Origin of the sequence: Pseudonocardia sp. Ae331_Ps2 (assembly GCF_001932405.1) — a bacterium.
Lineage (GTDB): Bacteria > Actinomycetota > Actinomycetes > Mycobacteriales > Pseudonocardiaceae > Pseudonocardia.
The window spans coordinates 2,435,991-2,453,858 of the sequence record NZ_MCIM01000001.1 but is presented as its reverse complement, the minus strand read 5'-3'; the positions used below and the strand labels follow the sequence as shown (position 1 = coordinate 2,453,858).

Genomic DNA, 17,868 nt, shown 5'->3' with positions numbered 1-17,868 from the left:
GCCACGCAGGTCGCCTCCGGATCATCGATGTCGCCGCACACCGAACCACACCGCCGCCCGGACCATACGAACGGGTGATGATCGGATGCCCCTCAGCCCGGCTCCCGGCGCACGTCGACGGCCTCGACGTCGTCGCGGATCCCGCGGAACACCGGCTGCCGCAGCCGGCCCGCCGCCGTCCACCCGAGGTGGGCGACCTCGACGACGACCGTCGGGGAGCACCAGTGGGCGTCCGCGGCGTCGGGCCGGGGCGGGAGCTGCGCGAACGGCGACTCCGGCACCTCGGTCAGCCGGGCGGCGAGCAGGTCCTGCACCGCCGCCCCGGCCAGCCCGGACCCGACCCGGCCGGCGAACTCCAGACCGTCCGGGCCGGGGACACCGAGCAGCAGCGCCCCGACCCGACCGCCACCGCCGCCGCGCTCGGGCTTCCACCCGCCCACCACACAGGACTGCGACTGCCGGTGGGCGATCTTCACCCAGTCCGGGCTGCGCCGGCCCGGCCGGTACCGCGAGTCCTCCCGCTTGGCGACGACGCCCTCCAGCCCGCGCGACGCCGTCACCTCCAGCAGGGCGGCCCCGTCCGGGTAGAGCGGGGACGCCTCGACGTGCGGGGTGGCGGCGAGGTCGAGCCGCTCCAGGGTGGCCCGGCGCTCGGACAGCGGGCGGTCGAGCAGCGGCACCCCGTACAGGCGCAGCACGTCGAACACCATGAAGGTGACCGGACGCCCGCCCGCGGGACCGTGGATCCGGTGGGCCAGCGCGGCGAAGCTGGGGACACCGCCGTCGAGCAGCACCACCTCGCCGTCGAGGAGCACGTCCGGGGCGAGGTCCACCAGACCGGCGAGCTCGGGGAAGTTCGCGGTGACATCGCGGCCGGAACGGGTACGCAGACGCAGTGCTGGCTCGCCACCGCCATCGGTGACCTCGGCCAGCACGCGCATGCCGTCCCACTTGACCTCGAACGACCAACCGGTGCCGGTCGGGAGGGGTCCGGGGGTGGCGAGCATGGGCTGCACACCGTCATGCTGTCACCATCGACGGCACGCGAGGGGGGACCGCATGCGCGCGATCTGGAGCGGGGCCGTGTCCTTCGGGCTGGTCAGCGTCCCGATCAAGGTCTATTCGGCGACGACCAACCACGACGTCCGGTTCCACCAGGTCCACGGCGAGGACGGTGGCCGCATCCGCTACAAGCGGACCTGCGAGGTGTGCGGCGAGGAGGTCACCTACGCCGACATCGTGAAGGGCTTCGAGACCCCCGACGGCGAGCTGATCACCCTCGACGACGCCGACCTCGCGTCGCTGCCCGTGAAGACGGGGCACGAGATCGACGTGATCGAGTTCGTGCCGAACGACCAGATCGACCCGATGCTCTTCGACAAGAGCTACTACCTCGAACCGGAGACCAAGGCCGCCAAGCCCTACGCGCTGCTGCGCGAGGCGCTCGAGGAGACCGACCGCACCGCCGTGGTGAAGGTGGCGCTGCGCCAGCGCGAGACCCTCGCCCTGCTGCGGGTGCGCGGCAAGGCGATCGTGCTCCAGACCCTCATCTGGCAGGACGAGATCCGTGAGCCGGACTTCGACATCCTGGACAACGACGTCGACCTCAAGCCGCAGGAACTGAAGATGGCCTCGTCGCTGGTCGAGAGCATGGGCGCGGACTTCGACCCGTCGGAGTTCCACGACGAGTACCGCGACGCGATGGCCGACCTGATCGAGGCGAAGAAGTCCGACGGCGAGGCCCGCCCGGCGCCCGCCGCGGAGGCCGCCGACGACGGCGGGGACTCGATGAGCGACCTGCTGTCCGCGCTGCAGGCCAGTGTGGACGCGGCACGGTCGACGAAGTCGGACTCCGGTTCCGGATCGGGTTCCGGGCCGGGTTCCGGGCCGGGTTCAGGATCGGGTTCCGGATCAACGGAGAAGAAGACCCCGGCCCGGCGGTCCTCCTCCCGGCCGAAGAAGACCGCGGACAAGGACACGGACACGAGCGGCGACGCCACCGGCACCGACGACGCGACGCCCGCGAAGTCGACCACCACGCGTCGGCGGTCGACGAAGAAGACCGCCTGACCGGCGTCCCTCACGGGCCGAAGCTGGACTCCGGCGGGGTCTGGTCGTTCTGCAGGGCGCCGAACAGCGCCTGGGCCCGGGTGCGGTCCCAGCGCAGGTTCGACCCGCCCGCACTGCCGCCGATCGGGACGGTCGTCTGCACGCCGTCGCCACCGGAGACGCTCTTCATCCCCCAGGCCAGGCCGGCGAGGTTCCAGATGTGGTCGGAGTCGTCGACGGTGATCGTCCCGGTCACCGCGGACGCCAGCGGGACCATCCGGAACGGGTTGATCAGGGTGAGCGGGCTGGTGGCCTTGCCGAGCAGCGCGGAGAGGAACTCGCGCTGCCGCTTGACCCGGTCGAAGTCCGAACCGGGCGTCGCGCGGGTGCGGACGTAGCCGAGCGCGGTCGTCCCGTCGAGTTCCTGGCAGCCGGCCTGGATGTTCAGCCCGGCCTTCGGGTCGTCGATCGCGCGGGGGACGCACATGTCCACCCCGCCGACGGCGTCGACCGCGCCGACGAACCCGCCGAAGCCGACCTCGACGTAGTGGTCGATGTGCAGGCCGGTGGCACCCTCGACCGTCGCGACCAGCAGCTCCGGCCCGCCGAACGCGAACGCCGCGTTGACCTTGTTGCTGCCCTTCCCGGGGATGGGCAGGTAGGAGTCGCGCGGGATGGAGACGAGCACGCTCCCGGAGCTCCCGGTGTGCAGCAGCATGATCGTGTCGGTGCGCTGGCCCGCCGCATCGCCGGTGGCGAGGCGCTCCTCGTCCTCGGCGGAGAGTCCCTCGCGGCTGTCCGAGCCCACGATCAGGTAGTTCGTCCCCGACGACGACGCCTGGGAGTCCGCGGGCAGCGCCTGCACCCGGGTCATGTTCTGGTCGAGGTAGACGCCGAACCCGACGATCGCGACCAGCAACAGGATCAGTACGGCCTTCCAGCGCCCGCGGGTGGCCCGGCCGACGCGGCGCCAGTCCGGCATCGACGGGCCACGGGTGACCCGGCCGTCGCGGGGCGCCTGCGACGCGGGATGCACCCCGGCCCCGGCTCCTCCGGCTCCGGATCCGGCGGGGCGCGGCATGACCGGGCGCGCCGGCGCGGCGGCCCGGGTCGGCGGCGGTGCCCCGGCGGCGCGGCCGGGCGGCGGCTTGCGCAGCGGTCCGCGGCCCCCGCGCGAGGGCGGTGACCCGGGCTGCTGCTGCGGCGGGGACGGCGGCGGGAGCGGACGGCCCCCGTGACCGGGCAGCGGGTTGCGGGGCTGGTTCGTCCAGCCGGGACTGCCGGGCCGGGCGGGACGGCCACCGCGCGGTGGCTCGCCCTGCGGCGGACGCCCGCCCGCGGGGGGCGGGCCGCGGAAGTCTCCGGCCATGCCTGTCCCACCCTCCGATCCGCCCGGGGTCAGGGCGCTGGTCGCCGACGATACTGCGCACCGGCGTTTCGGGGACGCCGGACGCGAGGGGCACCCCGTCGACCTGCGGTTCCACCCGACCGGGTCCGCGGGGGATGATCGTCGCCGATGGACCTCCCCCTGCACGAGGACGACCTGGACGCCGAGGGCGTGATCCGGGCGTCGGCGATCACCCCGCACCGCCCGGACATGCCGTCCGCGGCGGTGCTGTGCTGGTTCCCCGAGGTCGTCGCCGACGTCGGGACACGCTCCGCGGCGGTGACCGTGCTGCGCAGCGAGCTCGGCCGCAGCCCGGTCTGGCGCACGACCGGGCCCGGCGGGACACCGGTCGCGGTGCTGCACCCGGGCGTCGGCGCGCCGCTGGCGGCGATGTTCCTGGAGCACCTCGCGGCGCTGGGCGTCCGCACCGTCGTCGGGGTCGGGGGTGCCGGGGCGCTGCGGCACGAGCTGACGCTGGGGCACGCCGTCGTCCTGGGCAGCGCACTGCGCGACGAGGGCACCTCGTTCCACTACCAGCCGCCGTCGCGCACGATCGACGCCGACCCGGACGGCGTCGACGCGGTGGCCCGGACCCTGGCGGGGGCCGGGGTGCCGTACGTCGTCGGGCGGTGCTGGACCACCGACGCGGTGTTCCGGGAGACCCCGGCGCGGGTCGCGCGACGCCGCGACGAGGGCTGCGCGGTGGTCGACATGGAGGCGTCCGCGCTGGTCGCGGCCGCGCGCCGGATCGGGGTCGGCTACGGCCAGGTGTTCCTCGCCGCGGACTCGCTCGCCGGGCCGGAGTGGGAGCACCGCGGCTGGACCGATGCCCGCGAGGCCCGGGCCGGCCTGTTCGGCCTGGCGCTGGCCGCCGCCGAGGCCTGGGACACCGACCGCACGGCCGGGCCCGCCGACCGCGCGACCGGGCCCGAGGGCAGCGCGACCGGGCCCGAGGACAGCGCTGCCGGGCCGGACGTGCACCCGGCGGGCGGGGCCGGCACGCCCTAGCGTCTGCGGACATGCGTGTTCTCGTCACCGGCGGTGCCGGATTCATCGGGTCCCACGTCGCCGACCGCTTCGTCGCCGACGGCCACGAGGTCGTCCTGCTCGACGCGCTGCTGCCGCAGGCCCACGGCGGCGAGGCCCCGGAGCTGGACCACGAGCTGGTCCGGGGCGACGTCCGCGACGGCGAGACCCTGTCCCGGCTCCTGCCGGGGATGGACGCGGTCTGCCACCAGGCCGCGATGGTCGGGCACGGCGTCTCCGCCGCCGACGCCCCCGACTACGCCTCCCACAACGACTTCGGCACCGCGGTGCTGCTGGCGCAGATGCACGCCGCCAAGGTGGACCGGCTCGTGCTGGCCGGGTCGATGGTCGTCTACGGCGAGGGCCGCTACGACTGTGCCGACCACGGCGTCGTCCGGCCCGGGCCGCGCGCGCTCGACGACATCGAGGCCGGCCGCTACGAGCCCCGCTGCCCGGAGTGCGGCAAGGACCTCGAGTCCGGCCTCGTCCCGGAGTCCGCGCCGGTCGACCCGCGCAGCACCTACGCCGCGACCAAGCTCGCCCAGGAGCACCTCGCGAGCGCCTGGGCCCGCCAGACCGGCGGCACCGTGTGGTCGCTGCGCTACCACAACGTGTACGGCCCCCGGATGCCCCGCGACACCCCCTACGCGGGCGTGGCGTCGATCTTCCGGTCCTCGCTGGAGCGGGGTGAGGCGCCGCGGGTGATGGAGGACGGCCGGCAGCGCCGGGACTTCGTCCACGTCACCGACGTCGCCGCGGCCAACGCGGCCGCACTCGTCGCCGATCCGGAGCCGACCGGTTTCGGCGCCGCGAACGTCTGCTCCGGCGAGCCGCACACCATCGGTGACCTCGCCGCCGAGCTGGCCCGCGCGATGGACGGTCCCGAGCCCGAGATCGTCGGCGGCGCCCGGCCCGGCGACGTGCGCCACGTCGTCGCCGACCCGGCCTACGCCGCCTCCCGGCTGGGCTTCCGCGCCCGGACCAGCTTCACCGACGGGGTGACGGCCTTCGCGACCGACCCGCTCCGTTCACCGATCGCCCCGAGCCGCTGAGGGACGCCGTCCGAACCCCCTGCGGGACCGTCCCGCATTCGGCGGGCGGTGGTCCGGCAGAGAGGTGAGGATCGCGACGTGCACCCGGAGATCGTGCTGCCGTGCCTCGACGAGGCGGAGGCGCTGCCGTATGTCCTCAAGCGAATGCCCGACGACTGGCCGGTGATCGTCGTCGACAACGGGTCGACCGACGACACCGCCGCGGTCGCACGTGGGCACGGGGCACGCGTGGTCGTCGAACCGCGACGCGGCTACGGCGCCGCCGTGCACGCCGGGCTGGAGGCGGCCACCGGTGAGCTCGTGGCCTTCCTCGACGGCGACGGCTCCCTCGACCCCGACGTGCTGCCCGGCATGGCCGAGACCGTCGCGTCCGGCCGTGCCGACATCGCCGTCGGACGGCGGGTGCCGGACACGGTCGGTGTGTGGCCCTGGCACGCCCGCGCGGCGAACGCGGTGATCGCCGGGATGCTGCGCGCCCGCGGGGTCCCGGTGCACGACATCGCCCCGATCCGGGTCGCACGCCGGCAGGCACTGCTGGACCTGCAGATCGAGGACCGGGCCTTCGGCTACCCGCTGGAGCTGCTCCTGCGGGCGGGGCGCGCGGGCTGGCGGTTCGACGAGATCCCGGTCGCCTACTCCCGCCGCGCCGGCGGGCGGTCCAAGGTCTCCGGCTCCGTCACGGGCACCGTCCGGGCCGGGCGCGACATGATCCGGCTGCTGCGATGACCGGCCCCGTGACCACCGTCGTCCTCGCGAAGGCCCCCGAGCCGGGCCGGGTCAAGACCCGGCTGTGCCCGCCCGCGACGCCGGAGCTCGCCGCGGCGATCGCCTCGGCGGCGCTGCTCGACACCCTCGGCGCCGCCGCCGGGGTGCCCGGCGACACCGTCGTCGCGTTGACCGGGGACCGGGCCGCCGCCACCGGGGCCGCCGAGCTGGCGGCCGCGCTGGACGGGCTCGGCGTTGTCGCGCAGCGGGGGGACGGTCTGGCCGCACGGATCGCCGCCGCGCACGCCGACGCCCTCGCGCGCCACCCCGGACGCCCGACCCTGCAGGTCGGGATGGACACCCCGCAGGCGTCGACCGAGCTGCTGTCCCGCTGTGCGGACCGGCTCGCCGAACCGGGGGTGGACGCCGTCCTGGGCCCCGCGACCGACGGCGGGTGGTGGGTGCTGGGACTGCGCGACCCGCTCGCCGCCGCCGCGCTGCACGGCGTGCCGATGTCGACCGCCGAGACCGGCGACCGGACGCTGGACGCGCTGCGGGCCGCCGGGCTGCGGGTGGTCCTCGCCGAGCCGCTGACCGATGTCGACACGGCCGCGGAGGCCGTCGCCGTCGCCGCGCAGGTCCCGGGCAGCCGCTTCGCCCGCGCCGTCGCCGAGCTGACCCTGCGATGTCCGGAGGTGTCGGTGTGACCGTGACCGCCGAAGGCTTCGACATGCCGCTGTCCGGCGCACCCTCGCGCCTGCTCTGCGACGACGGCACCGAGATCGCCCTGGACGTCGACCGCTGGGCCGACGCGGCCGGTGGCTGCGACGACTGGCTGGTCCGCCACTGCACCGGCCCCACCGTCGACCTCGGCTGCGGGCCCGGCCGGCTGCTCGCCGCACTCGCCGCGCGCGGGATCGCCGCCCTCGGCGTCGACGGCTCCGCGGTCTCCCGGGTGCTCTGCCGCCACCGGGGCGTCGCGATGGTCCAGGCCGACCTGTTCGGCCCGCTGCCCGGGGAGAGCAGCTGGTCCCATGTGCTGCTCGCCGACGGCAACCTCGGCATCGGCGGCGACCCGGCCGCCCTGCTCACCCGCGCCGCGCGGCTGCTCGCCCGCGGCGGGACGGTGCTGGTGGAGGCCGACCCGCGTCCCGAGCACGCCTGGCGCGGCACCGCCCGGGTTCTCTGCGGCGGCGGGGCGGGCGAGCCGATCCCGTGGGCGGTGCAGGGCGCGGTCCCCCTCGCGGTGACCGCCGGCCGCGCCGGTCTGCGCGTGACCGACGTGCACCTCGGCGCCCGAGTGTTCCTGGAGCTGACCCGATCGTGAGACGCGTGATGCGATGGCGCAGCCCGATCCGGGGACCCTGGCTGACCTCGATGTTCGCCCTCCCGCTGCTGGTGGGTCTGCCGGTAGTCGCGTTCACCGGGCTCCTCGACCGGCTCGCCTACGGCCGGGAGCAGGCGATCCCGGCCGCCGACGCCGTCGGCGGTCTGCAGCTACCCTGGGTGGACTGGCCGGTGTCGCCGGCCTGGCTGTTCCGGCTCACCGAGGGACTGCACGTCGGACTCGGCATCGTGCTGGTGCCGCTGGTCCTGGCGAAGCTGTGGTCGGTCATCCCGAAGCTGTTCACCGCCCCCGAGCGGAACCCGGTGAAGCTGCTGGAACGGCTGTCCCTGGTGCTCCTGGTCGGTTCGATCCTGTTCCTGATCGTCACCGGCCTGCTGAACGTCCAGTACGACTACGTCTTCGGCTTCTCCTTCTACGACGGCCACTACGCCGCGGCCTGGGTGTTCCTGGCCTCGTTCGCGCTGCACGTGGTCACGAAGCTCCCGACGATGGTCCGCTCGCTGCGGAGCCGGTCGCTGCGCGCCGAGCTCGCGACGCCGCTCGCCGACACCCGTCCCGAGCCGGCGCACCCGCTCGTCGCGCCGGACCCGGACCCGCCGACGATGTCGCGGCGCGGCGCGATCGCCCTGGTCGGCGGAGGGATGCTGTTCGTCGCGGCGCTGACCGTCGGACAGTTCACCGACCAGCTCCGGTCGACCGCGCTGCTGCTGCCCCGGGGTCGGACGACGGCACCCGACAGCACCGAGCGGGGCGGGCCGAACGACTTCCCGGTCAACCGCACGTTCGTCGCCTCCGGGATCGCCCCGGCCGCGGTCGGGAGCGCCTGGACGCTGACCCTGACCGGCGGCGCGGCACCGGTGGTGCTCGACCGCGCGGCGCTGGCCGCGCTGCCCCAGCACACCGCGGAACTGCCGCTCGCCTGCGTCGAGGGCTGGTCGACCTCCCAGGTGTGGACGGGCGTACGGCTGACCGACCTGGCCCGCGCGGCGGGGGTGACCGACCCGGTGACCGCGGAGGTGCGGTCGGTCGAGGTGGGGAGCCCGTTCTCCCGGTCACTGCTCAACCGCGCCCAGACGCTGTCGCCGGACTCGCTGCTCGCGCTGCGGGTCAACGGCGCCGACCTGTCGCCCGACCACGGGTACCCGGCGCGGCTGATCGTCCCGGCGCTGCCCGGGGTGCACAACACCAAGTGGGTCGCGACGATCGGATTCTCCCGTGCTGCTGTCCGGTAGCCGCCTGCTCGCCGCCCTCGGCTGCTTCGCGCTCGCCGGATGGGCGGTGTACGCGATCGTCTCCGGGTCCCCGGACCTGGTCAGGATGGCCTGGTGGTTCGCCGGCGCGGTCCTGCTGCACGACCTCGTGCTGTTCCCGCTCTACGCCGCCGGGGACCGGCTGCTGCTGCTCACGCTGCCCCGCACCCGGGTACCACTGGTCAACCACGTCCGGATCCCGGTGCTCGGCTCCGGGCTCGCGCTGCTGATGTTCCTGCCCGGGATCATCGGGCAGGGCGCGCTGAGCACGCTGAACGCGACCGGGCTCGACCAGGAGCCGTACCGGATGCGGTGGGTGTGGCTGACCGTCGTGCTGTTCGCCGTCTCCGCGCTGGTCTGGACGGTGCGGACACTGCTCGCCCGCCGGGCAGTATCGAGGGCATGAGCGAACCCGTCTTCGACAAGCGCGACCAGCTCGACAAGGTCGCCGCCGGCCTGCTGGAGGGCGAGCGGATCATCGCCGTGTACGACGCGATCGGCGCCGGCACCGGATTCCTCGGCCTGACCGACCTGCGGGTGGTCCTGCAGGACAACTCCTTCGTCGGCAAGCGCACGGCGATCACCTCGATCCCCTACGGCCGGATCTCCTCGGTCTCCTTCGTCGCCGACCGGAACCTGCTGGGCCGGTTCGCGAGCTCGAGCCAGATCGCGGTCACCGTCGGGACGGCTGTGCACGAGGTCGCCTTCCGCGGCGACGACAAGGCCCGCCACGCCCACGACGTGATCCTCTGGCACCTGACCCGGTCGTGACCGGGGGCACGCTCGGCGGCGGTCGCCCGGCCGGGTTGCGACACTGTGGTCATGAGCACCGGTCCCGTCCCGCCCGCCGCCACCCCGGACTCCACCGACGTGCTCGTCGTCGGGGCGGGACCGGCCGGGTCGGCGGCGGCGGCGTGGGCGGCGCGGCACGGTCTCGACGTCGTCCTCGCCGACTCCGCGACCTTCCCCCGGGACAAGGCCTGCGGTGACGGGCTGACCCCGCGCGCGATCGCCGAGCTGGGGCACCTGGGCCTCGATGCCTGGGTGGACTCCCACGGCACCAACCGGGGGCTGCGCGCGCACGGGTTCGGGCAGGTCCTGGAGCTGCCGTGGCCGGGCGGATCGCTGCCGGCGCACGGCTCGGCGATCCCGCGCACCGAGCTCGACGCGGGCATCCGCCGGGTCGCGCTGGAGGCCGGCGCGACCCCGATGGAGGACGCCAAGGCCGTCGACGTGACGTTCTCCGGGGGCCGGGTCGACTCCGTGGTGTTCGAGGACGGCCGCTCCGTCCGGTGCCGCAGGCTCGTCGTCGCCGACGGCGCGCGCTCCACGCTCGGGCGGGTGCTGGGCCGCGAGTGGCACCAGGACACCGCCTACGGCGTCGCCGCCCGCGGCTACGTCACCTCCGGCCGGCACGACGACCCGTGGATCAGCTCGCACCTGGAGCTGCGTGGCGAGGCCGACGAGGTCCTGGCCGGGTACGGCTGGCTGTTCCCGCTGAACGACGGCCGGGTCAATATCGGCGTCGGCACGCTCGCCACCGACCGGCGCCCGGCCAACATCAAGCTGCGCGGCCTGATCGACCATTACGCGAACGCGCGCCGCGCCGAGTGGGAGCTCGGCCCGAAGGTCGAGCTGGTCCGCTCCGCGCTGCTGCCGATGGGCGGGGCGGTGTCCGGCGTCGCCGGGCCGAACTGGGCGCTGGTCGGCGACGCGGCGGGCTGCGTGAACCCGCTCAACGGCGAGGGCATCGACTACGGCCTGGAGACCGGACGCCTGGTCGCGGAGCTGCTCGCCTCGGGCGCGGACCTGGACCGCGCCTGGCCCGCGACCCTGCGCTCGCACTACGGCCTGGCGTTCTCCATCGCGCGGCGGCTCGCCGGGCTGATCACGATCCCCCGGCTGCTGCCGCTGGCCGGGCCGATCGGGATGCGGTCGCGGGCGCTGATGACGGTGGCGCTGCGGGTGATGGGCAACCTCGTCACCGACGCCGACCGCGACCTCACCGCTCGCGCCTGGCGGGCCGCCGGGAAGCTGTCGGTCCGCCTCGACGACCGGCCCCCGTTCCCCGCCGCCGACCTGCGCACACCGGTCGCGGCACGCTGACCGCGCCGCGGCGCAGGATCACCGGGTGGTGCTGGCGCGCCGTCCACCCGGGTGACCGGTTCCGGACGGTACGGTCCCCGCCAGGAGGTCCGCCGCGACGGCGGACGGCCGGTGCGCGCGCCCGCGGTCCGGCCGCACCAGCAGACCGGGAGGGCCCGTGACCCGCGGCGACGATCCGGAGCGCACCCGCAGGGACGCGTCCGACCCGTGGCGGACGGGGAACCGCCGGCAGCGGCCGCCGAGCGGCGGTCCCGCGCCCGACCCCACCCGTCGCGTCGGCGGGTCCCGGCCCGCACCGCGGCACGCCGACGAGGACCCGGCGACCCGCAGCAACGCACCGGACGCCACCCGCCGGGTCGGCCCGCCCCCCGGCCCCGGCCGTCCGGGCCCCGGCGGTCCCGGTGGTCCCCCGGACGGCACCCGGCGCCTCGGGCCCGGGGAGGCCCCGACCCACCACCTCGGTGCCCCGCCGACCGCGGCCTACGGCGCCCCGCGGCCGTCGCGGCCGGACGCGACCCGGATGATGCCCGCCCCCATCACCGAGCCCGAGCTGCTCGGCGGCCGGTACCGGCTGGAAGGGCTGATCGGCCAGGGCGGGATGTCCGACGTCCACCGGGCCACCGACACCCGGCTCAACCGGCCGGTCGCGGTGAAGATCTTCGGTGCGGCCGACGACCCGAGTGCCGACCAGCGTTTCGAGCAGGAGGCGCAGGTCATGGCGAACCTGCGCCACCCCGGCCTGGTCGCCGTGCACGACTTCGCCGTCGAGGCCGACCGCGCCTACCTGGTGATGGAGCTCGTCGACGGGCCGACGCTCAAGGACGTCATCGCGTCCGAGGACCTGCCGCCCGAGGACATCCGGCGGATCGGCGCCGAGGTCGCCCAGACCCTGGCCTACGTCCACTCCCAGGGCGTCACGCACCGCGACGTCAAGCCGTCGAACATCCTGATCGACTCCGACGGCCGGGCCCGGCTCGCCGACTTCGGCATCGCCGCCCTGCTCGGGGCCGACGGCCACACCGCGGCCGGCGAGATCATCGGGACGCCGGCGTACCTGTCGCCGGAGCAGGTCCAGGGCCGCCCGGTCGGACCGCCGACCGACGTGTACGCGCTCGGCCTCGTCCTGCTGGAGGCCTGGACCGGGCGGCGGGAGTACCAGGGACAGGGACTCCAGGGCGCCGCCGAGCGCGTGAACCGCGCCCCGGTCGTGCCCGCGGACGTGCCCGAGCCGCTGCGGACGGCGATCGCGCAGTCCACCGCCACCGACCCGGCGCGGCGCCCGGACGCCCAGCGCGTCGCCGAGATCCTGGCCGAGCCGGCTGCCGTCGCGACGCCGGTCGTCGCACCGGAGCCGGAACCCGAGCCGCGCGACCTCGGCTCGTCGGGGATCGGGAAGTGGATCGCGATCGGCGCACTCGTCGTCGCGCTGCTGGTGCTGCTGCTCGGGTTCCTGCTGTTCGGCAACGATGACTCCGACACCCAGGCGCCGCCGACCACCGAGACCAGCGCACCGCCCACCACCGAGACGACGACCGAGACGACCGAGGCCCCGAGCAGCGAGAACGGCGGCGGCATCCAGATCCCCAGCAACATCCCGGGTCTGCCGACGAACCTGCCGTCGCTCCCGTCGAACCTGCCGTCGCTGCCGACCGAGCTGCCGTCGTTGCCGTCGCTGCCCTCGAACCTGCCCGACCCGGGCCAGATCGGGCAGGACGCGCAGGGCTTCTGGGAGGCGATCCAGCGCTGGTGGTCCGGGATCACCGGGAACTGAGCAGTCCCGTCCGACCCGGTGCGGCGCGCGCCGGGCCGGACGGGGACCATCGGAGGTGACACGGGCGCGGTCGGTGCCCGGTGACCACCTGCGGAGGAGTTCTCGGTGAGCGCGAGCACGGAGCAGGCGACGACCGACGCGGCCGGCGGTGCGCCGCCCGCACCGGCGGTGCCGGCGCGGCGCGACCGCCGTGGGCTCCTGACCGCGCTCACGGTCGCCCTGGTGCTGCTGTGCGCCGGTGCCGCGGTCGCCGTCTCGATCGGCGACGACGGCTTCTGGCGGCAGAGCGGGCTGCCGGTGCCCGAGCCGGGGCTGAAGGCGGCGACGGTCGTCGCGAAGGTCCTGGCCGTGGCCGCCACCGCGCTTGCCGCCGGGTCGCTGCTGGTCGGCGGGCTGGTCGCGGCCCCGCAGACGTCCGGGACGGTCGACGTCCACGGCTACCGCGCGCTGCGCCGGGGCACCCTGGCCTCCACCGTCGCCGGGGTGTCGGCGATCGCCGCGGGCTGGCTGTCGGTGGCCGACATGACCGGCAACTCCCCCGGCGTCCTGGCGTCGGTGGGCCCGTTCGGGTGGCTCGGCGACGCCGCGACGATCGAGGAGCCGCTGGGCTGGGCGCTCGCCGGGGCCCTGCTGCTGCTCGTCGCCCTCGGGTCGGCGTTCTCGCTGAGCTGGAAGGCCGCCGCCGCGCTCGGGCTGCTCGCCGCGTGCGCGATGGCGGTGCCCGCCGCGGTGCACCCGGCCGCGACCGGGGCCGGGCACGACTGGAGCGGCGACGCGAACGTGCTGCGCGCCGTCGCCGGCACCGCCTGGCTGGGGCTGGTCGCCGGGCTGGTCGCGTTCCGCGCGCACGGCGGCGTCGTCGAGGGACGGGCCGCGGGCCGGGTCCGCGGGCTGCTCGCCGTCGGCGGGGTCGTGTACCTGCTCGGTGAGGTCGTCTTCCAGCTGGTGGTGACCGACGCCGGGCCGCTCGGCGGGTCGCCCTACGTACGGGTCGCCGTCGTCGTCGCGGTGCTGCTCGCGGCCCTGGTCCCGCTGACCGCGCTGCTCGCCCGCGGGCTCGTCGCCGACCCGGCCGGACCGGTGCCCCCCGGGCGGTTGCTGCCGGTCGTCGCGGTGCTGGGGGCGACGGTGGCGACGCTGGGTGTCGCGAGCATCCGGCTGGTGCCGCCGCGGTTCGTCGTCGCCGACGACTCGGCACTGCAGACCCTGATCGGCTGGGACATCACCCGGCCGTTCTCGGCGCTCGCGGTGCTCGTCGACTGGCGCTGGAACCTGCTGTTCGGCACCGGCGCGCTGGTGCTCGCCGGGCTGTACCTGGCCGCCGTGCGACGGCTGGCGGCCCGCGGGGTGACGTGGCCGGTCGGACGCACCGTCGCGTGGCTGCTGGGCTGCGCGACGCTGCTGCTGGCGACGTCGTCGGGGCTGGGCTTCTACTCCCCGTCCATGTTCAGCGTCCACATGATCAGCCACATGACGCTGAACATGCTCGCGCCGATCCTGCTGAGCCTCGGCGGCGCGGTCACGCTCGCGCTGCGGGTGCTGCGCCCGGCGGGCCGCGGCAACCCGCCCGGCCCGCGGGAGTGGCTGCTCGCGGCGGTGCACTCGCGCGTCGCGAAGGTCGTGACGCACCCGGCGTTCGCGGCGGTGCTGTTCGTCGGCTCGTTCTACGTCCTGTACTTCACCCCGCTGTTCGACGGGGCGCTGCGGTTCCACTGGACCCACCAGCTGATGAACCTGCACTTCGTGCTCGTCGGCTACCTGTTCTTCTGGCCGCTGATCGGCGTCGACGCCGCCCCGCACCGGCTGCCGCACCTGGGGCGGCTGGCCGTCATGCTCGCGACGATGCCGTTCCACGCGTTCTTCGGCGTCGCGGTGATGAGCTCCTCCACGGTGCTCGGCGAGAACTTCTACCGCCAGGTCGGGCTGCCCTGGGTGGACCTGCTCGACGACCAGCGCACCGGCGGCGGGATCGCCTGGGCGACCGGTGAGATCCCGATGCTGCTGGTGATGGTCACGCTCGTGGTGCAGTGGTCGCGCGACGACTCCCGGGAGGCCGCCCGCAAGGACCGGCAGGCCGAGCGGGACGACGACGCGGAGCTGAAGGCGTACAACGCGATGCTGGAGCAGATGCGGCGGGGCGGGTGAGCGTGGCGGAGCAGCCGCTCGACCTGGAGCTCCTCGGGACGGTCGTCGCGGAGTACCAGGTCGAGGCACGGGTCGGTGCCGTGCGGATCGCGGGCGAGCGGCTGTCCGTCGACCTCGTCCTCGACCAGCCATGGCAGGAGGACGTCGAGGAGCTGGCGCGGACGCACGTCCGGATCGACGCCGACGGCGTCCTCGGTTGGGAGCTCGCCGGTACCCCGGGGCCGGACGTCACGCACGTCGGGCTCCACGGCGAGCACCCGGTGCTCCGCCTGCACACCGAGATCTCGGACTCGGTGTACGTCCGCGGTGCGCCGCCGGAGCCGGAGCTGCTGGCGTACCGGCTCCGCATGCTGGTCGAGTCCGAGACCGGCGGCTGGTACCCGCCGGCGGAGTGCTTCCACCGGCTCGACGACCTCCCCGTGCACCTGGCGGGTGGTCGGGGCCTGCTCGCGCGGGGGCCGCGCGGTCTCATCGACGGCATCGCCCGGCTGCTCACCGAAGCCGGGGTCACCGCGGACGTGGTGCCCGGCCGTCATCCCAGGCGCCGGCACGTCACCGACGGCGGCCCGCCGCCCCGGTTCCTCGACCTCGGCGCGGCGGGCCACGTCGTCGCCACCTCGTTCGCGGCACAAGGGGAGTTGCCGGTGCAACCCGTGCTCTGACCAACGGCCCCGATCCGGACGACCGGTCTGTCACGCCGGACGATCGGACGGGTACCCGGCCGCACCACGGCGAAGGCTGACAGCGTGACCGACACATCCACCACATCCACCTCCACCCGTCCGGACCGCACCGCCTGGGGCGCCGTCGGCGTCATGGCCCTCACGAGCTTCGTCCTGGTCCTCGCGGAGTTCCTCCCGCCAGGTCTGCTCACCCCGATGGCCACCACGCTCGGCATCACCGAGGGGCAGGCGGGCCAGGCGGTGTCGGCGACGGCGTTCGTGGGGCTCCTCGTGGCCCCGACGATCGGCGCGCTGCTCCCGCGGGTCGACCGCCGCGCCCTGCTGACCGTGCTCGCGGCGGGCGCCGCGGTGTCGAACATCCTGGTCGCGATCGCGCCGAGCTTCGTCGTGCTGCTGGCCGCCAGGCTCCTGCTGGGTGCGGCGATCGGCGGGTTCTGGGCGATGTCGCTGGCGGTGGCGTCCCGGCTGAGCACGCCGGGCCGGCTCGGACGGTCGATGATGCTGGTCAACACCGGCACCACCCTCGCGACGGTCGCCGGGGTGCCGGTGGCCGTCTACCTCGGTGCGCTGGCGGGGTGGCAGGCCGTGTTCGTCGGTGTCGCGGTCCTGTCCGCGCTGACCGCGCTCACGATCCGCACCGTGCTGCCCCCGGTCGCGCCGGACGCCGCCGACGGGCTGCGCCCGCTGGTCGACACGCTGCGCGCCCCCGGGATGCCGCGTGGACTGGCCGGTCACGTACTGACCGTCCTGGGGCACTTCGCCGCGTTCACCTACGTCCGGCCCGCGCTCGGGACCGTCCCGGGGCTCGACGCCGGCGGGGTGGCCGTGCTGCTCGCGGTGTTCGGCGCCGGTGGGGTGGTGGGCAACCTCGTCGTCGGGATGCTGGTGGACCGGTACCTGCGGCTGGTGCGGTACGCCGTCCCGCTGGTGCTGGCCGCCGGGGTCGCGTCGGTGGCGACGTTCCCCGCGGTGCTGCCGGTCGTCGTCGCGGGTGTCGCGGTGTGGGGGCTGTCGTTCGGTGCCTGGCTGACGGTCGTGTCGACGTGGATGGCCCGGGTGGTGCCGGACCGGATGGAGGCGGGCGGCGGGCTGCTCGTCGCGGGCTTCCAGCTCGGCATCACCGTCGGCGCCGTCGTCGGCGGGCTGCTCGTCGACGGCGTCGGGGTCCGCGTCACGCTGGCGGCGGCGGCCGTGGTGGCGACGGTGGGTGGGCTGGCGTTCGGGTCCGCGCCGCAGGAGCCGAGCCGGTCGTAGGCCGGGTCAGCGGGCCCGGACCGCCCGGGCCGAGGCGCGCCACTGGGACGGCGACATGCCTGCTTCCCGCCGGAAGGCGCGGGCGAACCCGAGCTCGGAGCGGTAGCCGACCCGGTGCGCGACCTCCGCGACGGTGGCCGTGTCGTCGGCGAGCAGCTCCCGCCCCACCCCGACCCGGACGGCGGTCAGGTACCCGGCGGGGCTGCGCCCGACCAGCTCGGTGAAGCGTTCGGCGAAGGCGGCCCGGGACATGGTCGCCTCCCGGGCCATGTCGGCCACCGTCCAGGCGCGGGTGAGGTCGGCGTGCACGGCGCGCAGGGCCCGCCCGATGCGCGGGTCCAGCGCGGAGGACAGCCACCGGTCCGCGCAGCAGGGCTGCTGCTCGACCCACATGCGCACCGCGGTCACCGCGATCGTGGTCGCGATCCGCGAACAGATCACCGTGTCGCCGCTGCGGACCGCCCCGCCGACGGTGCTCCACCCGCACGCCATGCCGCGGACCAGGACCGCCATGCCCGGCTCGGCGGCCCCGAACGACCGGGCGACCACCGCGTCCGGGAGCGGGCCCTCGTCGGGCCGCGCGGCCGGGGGCCGCGTCAGCTCGACGACGGTGGCCTCGGCGCCGCCGTCGCCGCGGACGGTCAGGTCGGCGCGCCGCGGGACCAGGACGAGGTCGCCCGCCGCGACCGGGGTCCAGCCCTGCTCGGCCGCCGCCCGGACCGCGGCGCGGCCGTCGTGCAGGAACACGAACCCGGCGGTGTCGCGGAGCACCGTGGACACGGCGCCGTCGGTCACCCGGGATCGGCGGGACCGGCGCAGCTCCCACTCCATGCCGGCGAGCATCCGGTCGAGACGGGAGTCGATCGCATCGGGTAGAGGTGCGGTCACACCGTGATCAGCCACGCTGCCCGACCGGCTATTCCGGTCGATGCGCCGCGGCTCGTCACGGCCGCGGTGCGGGACCACCGCTGCGTCGTGCGGCGGACCCCGCCGAGACAGGAGGAGGGGCCCGGCCGGCGTCCCGGCAGGGCCCCTGGGGTGTCCGGCTCGATCGTGCGTGACCACCTCGTGCCGGACACGGCCCGAGGGTGC

17 protein-coding genes are annotated in these 17,868 nt (G+C 75.4%); 14 read left to right on the top strand and 3 right to left on the bottom strand.

Annotation, left to right across the window (positions count from 1 at the left end):
• Positions 1–92 precede the first annotated feature (92 nt).
• The gene (gene ligD / locus Ae331Ps2_RS11730) at positions 93–1,007 is read right to left on the bottom strand and encodes a non-homologous end-joining DNA ligase (protein WP_083695481.1); all 915 of its coding nucleotides are present in this window, start codon (positions 1,005–1,007) and stop codon (positions 93–95) included.
• A 52-nt stretch (positions 1,008–1,059) separates the two neighbouring features.
• On the opposite strand from ligD, the gene Ae331Ps2_RS11725 reads away from it, so the two are divergent.
• Complete coding sequence (locus Ae331Ps2_RS11725) at positions 1,060–2,070, top strand: Ku protein (RefSeq protein ID WP_075308924.1); 1,011 nt, start codon at positions 1,060–1,062, stop codon at positions 2,068–2,070.
• A 10-nt stretch (positions 2,071–2,080) separates the two neighbouring features.
• Here the strand turns inward: Ae331Ps2_RS11725 and Ae331Ps2_RS11720 are convergent, their stop codons facing one another.
• Positions 2,081–3,418, bottom strand: coding sequence for an LCP family protein (locus Ae331Ps2_RS11720; RefSeq protein WP_075308926.1), 1,338 nt, complete (start codon positions 3,416–3,418; stop codon positions 2,081–2,083).
• Between the two features lie 147 nt (positions 3,419–3,565).
• Here Ae331Ps2_RS11720 and Ae331Ps2_RS11715 point away from each other — a divergent pair, with 147 nt between their 5' ends.
• The 13 genes from Ae331Ps2_RS11715 to Ae331Ps2_RS11655 all read left to right on the top strand — a co-directional run bounded on the left by Ae331Ps2_RS11715 (position 3,566) and on the right by Ae331Ps2_RS11655 (position 16,776).
• Positions 3,566–4,444 (top strand): nucleoside phosphorylase, encoded by an 879-nt coding sequence (locus tag Ae331Ps2_RS11715; RefSeq protein WP_139318858.1) that lies wholly within the window; start codon positions 3,566–3,568, stop codon positions 4,442–4,444.
• An 11-nt stretch (positions 4,445–4,455) separates the two neighbouring features.
• On the top strand, positions 4,456–5,514 hold the full coding sequence (locus tag Ae331Ps2_RS11710) for an NAD-dependent epimerase/dehydratase family protein (RefSeq protein WP_075308928.1): 1,059 nt from the start codon (positions 4,456–4,458) through the stop codon (positions 5,512–5,514).
• 78 nt (positions 5,515–5,592) lie between these two features.
• Complete coding sequence (locus Ae331Ps2_RS11705) at positions 5,593–6,240, top strand: glycosyltransferase family 2 protein (RefSeq protein WP_075308930.1); 648 nt, start codon at positions 5,593–5,595, stop codon at positions 6,238–6,240.
• Positions 6,237–6,926 carry a DUF2064 domain-containing protein gene (locus tag Ae331Ps2_RS11700; RefSeq protein ID WP_075308932.1) on the top strand — a complete coding sequence of 230 codons (690 nt, stop codon included), beginning with the start codon at positions 6,237–6,239 and terminating at the stop codon, positions 6,924–6,926. The genes Ae331Ps2_RS11705 and Ae331Ps2_RS11700 overlap by 4 nt, the downstream gene beginning before the upstream one ends.
• Complete coding sequence (locus Ae331Ps2_RS11695; protein WP_020624082.1) at positions 6,923–7,546, top strand: methyltransferase domain-containing protein; 624 nt, start codon at positions 6,923–6,925, stop codon at positions 7,544–7,546. Before Ae331Ps2_RS11700 ends, Ae331Ps2_RS11695 begins: the two co-directional genes overlap by 4 nt.
• A gap of 8 nt (positions 7,547–7,554) precedes the next feature.
• Positions 7,555–8,799: a molybdopterin-dependent oxidoreductase gene (locus Ae331Ps2_RS11690; protein WP_075312515.1), complete on the top strand. Its 1,245-nt coding sequence runs from the start codon at positions 7,555–7,557 to the stop codon at positions 8,797–8,799.
• Positions 8,783–9,223: a hypothetical protein gene (locus Ae331Ps2_RS11685; RefSeq protein WP_020624080.1), complete on the top strand. Its 441-nt coding sequence runs from the start codon at positions 8,783–8,785 to the stop codon at positions 9,221–9,223. The genes Ae331Ps2_RS11690 and Ae331Ps2_RS11685 overlap by 17 nt, the downstream gene beginning before the upstream one ends.
• Complete coding sequence (locus tag Ae331Ps2_RS11680; protein ID WP_020624079.1) at positions 9,220–9,588, top strand: PH domain-containing protein; 369 nt, start codon at positions 9,220–9,222, stop codon at positions 9,586–9,588. The genes Ae331Ps2_RS11685 and Ae331Ps2_RS11680 overlap by 4 nt, the downstream gene beginning before the upstream one ends.
• 51 nt (positions 9,589–9,639) lie before the next feature.
• The gene (locus Ae331Ps2_RS11675) at positions 9,640–10,923 is read left to right on the top strand and encodes a geranylgeranyl reductase family protein (protein ID WP_075308934.1); all 1,284 of its coding nucleotides are present in this window, start codon (positions 9,640–9,642) and stop codon (positions 10,921–10,923) included.
• Between the two features lie 157 nt (positions 10,924–11,080).
• Positions 11,081–12,694 (top strand): serine/threonine-protein kinase, encoded by a 1,614-nt coding sequence (locus Ae331Ps2_RS11670; RefSeq protein WP_075308936.1) that lies wholly within the window; start codon positions 11,081–11,083, stop codon positions 12,692–12,694.
• Positions 12,695–12,799: 105 nt separating this feature from the next.
• Positions 12,800–14,839: a cytochrome c oxidase assembly protein gene (locus Ae331Ps2_RS11665; protein WP_083695477.1), complete on the top strand. Its 2,040-nt coding sequence runs from the start codon at positions 12,800–12,802 to the stop codon at positions 14,837–14,839.
• Positions 14,840–14,841: 2 nt separating this feature from the next.
• Entirely contained in the window at positions 14,842–15,501 is a 660-nt protein-coding gene (locus Ae331Ps2_RS11660; protein ID WP_075308938.1) for a hypothetical protein, read from the top strand.
• Between the two features lie 84 nt (positions 15,502–15,585).
• Positions 15,586–16,776, top strand: coding sequence for an MFS transporter (locus Ae331Ps2_RS11655; protein ID WP_075308940.1), 1,191 nt, complete (start codon positions 15,586–15,588; stop codon positions 16,774–16,776).
• Positions 16,777–16,782: 6 nt separating this feature from the next.
• Here the strand turns inward: Ae331Ps2_RS11655 and Ae331Ps2_RS30405 are convergent, their stop codons facing one another.
• On the bottom strand, positions 16,783–17,664 hold the full coding sequence (locus Ae331Ps2_RS30405; RefSeq protein ID WP_084797530.1) for a helix-turn-helix transcriptional regulator: 882 nt from the start codon (positions 17,662–17,664) through the stop codon (positions 16,783–16,785).
• Positions 17,665–17,868 lie beyond the last annotated feature (204 nt).

Coding starts and splice junctions, on each gene's coding strand:
- ligD (WP_083695481.1), bottom strand. CDS start 1,007: ATGCTCGCCACCCCCGGACCCCTCCCGACCGGCACCGGTTGGTCGTTC.
- Ae331Ps2_RS11725 (WP_075308924.1), top strand. CDS start 1,060: ATGCGCGCGATCTGGAGCGGGGCCGTGTCCTTCGGGCTGGTCAGCGTC.
- Ae331Ps2_RS11720 (WP_075308926.1), bottom strand. CDS start 3,418: ATGGCCGGAGACTTCCGCGGCCCGCCCCCCGCGGGCGGGCGTCCGCCG.
- Ae331Ps2_RS11715 (WP_139318858.1), top strand. CDS start 3,566: ATGGACCTCCCCCTGCACGAGGACGACCTGGACGCCGAGGGCGTGATC.
- Ae331Ps2_RS11710 (WP_075308928.1), top strand. CDS start 4,456: ATGCGTGTTCTCGTCACCGGCGGTGCCGGATTCATCGGGTCCCACGTC.
- Ae331Ps2_RS11700 (WP_075308932.1), top strand. CDS start 6,237: ATGACCGGCCCCGTGACCACCGTCGTCCTCGCGAAGGCCCCCGAGCCG.
- Ae331Ps2_RS11690 (WP_075312515.1), top strand. CDS start 7,555: ATGCGATGGCGCAGCCCGATCCGGGGACCCTGGCTGACCTCGATGTTC.
- Ae331Ps2_RS11680 (WP_020624079.1), top strand. CDS start 9,220: ATGAGCGAACCCGTCTTCGACAAGCGCGACCAGCTCGACAAGGTCGCC.
- Ae331Ps2_RS11675 (WP_075308934.1), top strand. CDS start 9,640: ATGAGCACCGGTCCCGTCCCGCCCGCCGCCACCCCGGACTCCACCGAC.